The 3,160-nt window shown below is 39.9% G+C and carries 4 protein-coding genes; 1 reads left to right on the top strand and 3 read right to left on the bottom strand.

The genetic code is table 11. The annotated features are described in order from the left end of the window. Positions 1-65: 65 nt before the first annotated feature. From BWI44_RS10250 to BWI44_RS10260, 3 genes are all read right to left on the bottom strand, one after another. Positions 66-1,034 (bottom strand): tyrosine-type recombinase/integrase, encoded by a 969-nt coding sequence (locus tag BWI44_RS10250; protein WP_286813189.1) that lies wholly within the window; start codon positions 1,032-1,034, stop codon positions 66-68. Continuing rightward, positions 976-1,881: a rolling circle replication-associated protein gene (locus tag BWI44_RS10255; protein ID WP_286813191.1), complete on the bottom strand. Its 906-nt coding sequence runs from the start codon at positions 1,879-1,881 to the stop codon at positions 976-978. The genes BWI44_RS10250 and BWI44_RS10255 overlap by 59 nt, the downstream gene beginning before the upstream one ends. A gap of 224 nt (positions 1,882-2,105) precedes the next feature. After that, complete coding sequence (locus tag BWI44_RS10260; RefSeq protein ID WP_286813193.1) at positions 2,106-2,282, bottom strand: hypothetical protein; 177 nt, start codon at positions 2,280-2,282, stop codon at positions 2,106-2,108. A gap of 193 nt (positions 2,283-2,475) precedes the next feature. Between BWI44_RS10260 and BWI44_RS22295 the strand changes: the two genes are divergently transcribed. After that, positions 2,476-2,688, top strand: coding sequence for a helix-turn-helix domain-containing protein (locus tag BWI44_RS22295; protein ID WP_353744913.1), 213 nt, complete (start codon positions 2,476-2,478; stop codon positions 2,686-2,688). Positions 2,689-3,160: the final 472 nt, after the last annotated feature.

Consider the following 3,160-nt stretch of genomic DNA (forward strand, 5'->3'; position numbering starts at 1 on the left):
CGAATCTCCGATGGATCACCAAAGAGAAACCCAACAGCTACAAGCCTTGTAACTGCTGGGTTTTTTCATTTTTTGAGGGCGTTATCCAAGGGCGAGAGAAAAGCAAAATTAACTACCGTTTTTGAGGGAATCAAGTGCACATACTTTTTGACCATTTCAAGCGAGGTATGACCGAGAATCAGTTGCAAGCTGTAAATGTCCCCGCCGTTCTCTAAGTACCGTGTAGCAAAGGAATGGCGCAACAAATGAGGGTGCAGCCGAGGGATATCAGCCTGCACTTTCAGACGCCTGAAAAGCTGTTTCACGGTGCTCTGATTTATGGGAATCAAGGTGTCTTTTACGAATAAAGGTGTCTCGATGTTCGTTGTGGGAACAATGGAGCAGTATCTCAGCAAGGCTCTTTTGCTGTTCAATCCGAGAGGAACAAAGCGTTCTTTATTGCCTTTTCCATTAACTATGGCATAGCCCTCTGCAATGTGAATTTTATCTCGTCTAAGAGTTACAACCTCATTCAATCTCAAACCGCTATCAAGCATTAGGGCAACAATGCAATAGTTACGAACGGAATAAAAATCCCGACCTTTAAGGCACTCAAAAAGCCGTTCGATTTCCGAATCGGTAAGGACATCTATCTTTTTTCGCTGTGCTTTTGGAAGTTTAAAACGCTCAGGAATATTTTCGTTTATGTAGCCCTCAGAATAGCACCAAGACAAAAACACTCTCAAAGCTCTAATATATGTCTGTATGGTCACGGAAGATATATCACGGCGCAAAAGATATAAATAATATGCTTTACAGTCCGAAACGGTCACACAGGCAATATTTGAGCTTTTTTGAGCTTGAAACCGTTCAAAGAAGCTAAGACAGCGGGCATAACTTTTCACAGTTGCGGGAGAATTTCCTTTAATCTGCTGTTCAATTAAAAAATCAGATATACACTCTTTAATCATCATCCCGCTGTCCACCTCATTGACTTTACTTTCTTTTTTTGTTAAACTGGCTTGTGTAAATTGTGTTGTTGAAACCTGTTTCATCGTCAGAGATTTCAACAGACCTCTCGAAAGTCGGCGTTAAATCGCCGACTACTTTTTTTGCTTTGGAGTATGGCATATACGACACATCAGGCTTTTTAATTCCACGACTACAGCGATAAATATTGAACTTTGGAGGATACAGGTGGAGACGAGCACCCTTAACAATTGCCTTTTTTGTTTTCTTTCCGTTCTCATCTGTATTTTCAATAATTTTAGTCTCTAATCCGCTTGGATTGAAACCACTTTCAACCGCTTCATCAAAATCCATATCTCCGAGATATGCAGTGAGATATGCACCGACATTGTCAATATTTTTTAATCCTTTAGTCTTTACAAAGCCTTGTCCCCAAAGGGCTGAAATTTCATCGTTCGGAATGAATGGGGCTTTACCATTGAATATTAATATCAAATGAGCATGCCATGCTCCTCGATTTTGTGGCTCCATAGCAACTATGTATTCAAACGAATACCCTCTGTATCTGAACCGCATTATGAATTTTTTAAAATCGCTGTAGAGCCTTTTCTCATCGGTCATATTCTCTGCATATGTCAAAGTAATCCACAGACAGTTCTCAGGGTTAATCACATTTGTATTAATCAAATCTCTGAGCTTCCCAAGAGTTACACGCACACTGTTCTTGTCATCTGCACGCGAATCCATATGAACAAACTCTTTAACTTCTCCAGTTCGTTTATCAACATAATGTTCTTTATCGAGCCTTTGAATAGAAATATTTGTGTTCTTCTTTTCAGAGTACATTATCTCTGAAATATTTCCCATTTCCTTAAGTCTGACGATATCACCATTGAGAGGACAAATGGGGTCAGGCAATTTTCTTTTCTTCATAGTTCTCCTTTCTTAATAGTTTTCTAATGCTGTCAAACATAAAATCAACTCCAATTTCTGCTAATATACTATCTAAATCAAGTTAATAAGGGCGGTCAATAAAACTTGCCAGTGAGTGATATTTGTGGCTAATATCAAGTAATAATATTGAGCCTGTGCGGGTTGCCCCTCGGATTCCGAGGGGCGCAACCCCTGCACCCTGCACCACAATGCTCGTTCACCACTCAGCAATACAATGACTTTTCAAAAAATACAATCCAACTTCCCACTTCATCCGCCGAGAAAAAGCATTTTCCAGTATCAGACAAGACAGTCGAAACATAGGCAGGATTTATCTCTGGTATATATCGAACAATGCGGGCAGTCATTTCATATTTGTTCAATTGTTTGAGCTTCGTCATAATATCATCTCCTTTCATGCTCCTTTTAGTAGCATATTTAATATATCAGCAACCGATTTTTCGAGCAAATCCGAATATCCCGCATTTTGCTAACTTAAGTAGCAATTATCTCTTTCAAGCTCTTTTTTGCTTCTTTTTTCTCAGCTTTTGAGGTATAATTAATATCACTCAGAGTAGCAAAGGCGGTATACACATGGACATTCGAGAAAGCATAACCAGCAACATAAAACGCCTAAGAAAAGAAAGCGGTCTTACGCAACAGCAAGTAGCAGACAAGGTGAATGTATCAAGGTCTGCATACTCCCAGTATGAAATGGGGCTAAAACAGCCCACAATCGATACACTTGTCAAAATTGCTGACCTGTATAAATGCTCGCTCGACTATCTTGTCGGCAGATATAACTGAATAAACAAAAAAACGCCTTGACTCCCCTCTTGGAGATTCAAGACGCTAAATGTATGAATTAAACTTAAGTAAATAAAAAAGGCAGTGCAAAAAAGCACTGCGCTAAAAATTAAAATTGAATGGGGTTCCCTGAAATAAAAAATCTCTTCAAAAAAATCAACTAAAATCTAATTTTTTAGATTATAACATATTTTTTCGAAAAATGCAAGAAATAAACCGTAAAATTTCAGTGAACGAACTATGTGCAAGGCACTTTCGCCGTTTCAATCGCATCTTTACCTTGAGCAAGTAACAAGCCCCTGCAACAAGGCGGAAAGCGCCTACGGCGCGGGGCTGACATCGCGGGCGGACTGCTAACTTTTTACACTCAGCGCGCACGGAAGCCCGCAGATACTTTTCTGCATATCGAAACAAGGCAATTCGGCAGGCGCGTTCCGCGCCCTATTTTAGATTCTGACACAGGGGGAAAGCA

The organism is Bacteroides sp. Phil13, assembly GCF_001940965.1.
GTDB lineage: Bacteria > Bacteroidota > Bacteroidia > Bacteroidales > Bacteroidaceae > Bacteroides > Bacteroides intestinalis.

Bases quoted from the DNA above. Each gene is read 5' to 3' on its own strand.
- BWI44_RS22295 (WP_353744913.1), top strand. From the start codon at position 2,476: ATGGACATTCGAGAAAGCATAACCAGCAACATAAAACGCCTAAGAAAA.
- BWI44_RS10250 (WP_286813189.1), bottom strand. From the start codon at position 1,034: ATGAAACAGGTTTCAACAACACAATTTACACAAGCCAGTTTAACAAAA.
- BWI44_RS10255 (WP_286813191.1), bottom strand. From the start codon at position 1,881: ATGAAGAAAAGAAAATTGCCTGACCCCATTTGTCCTCTCAATGGTGAT.
- BWI44_RS10260 (WP_286813193.1), bottom strand. From the start codon at position 2,282: ATGACGAAGCTCAAACAATTGAACAAATATGAAATGACTGCCCGCATT.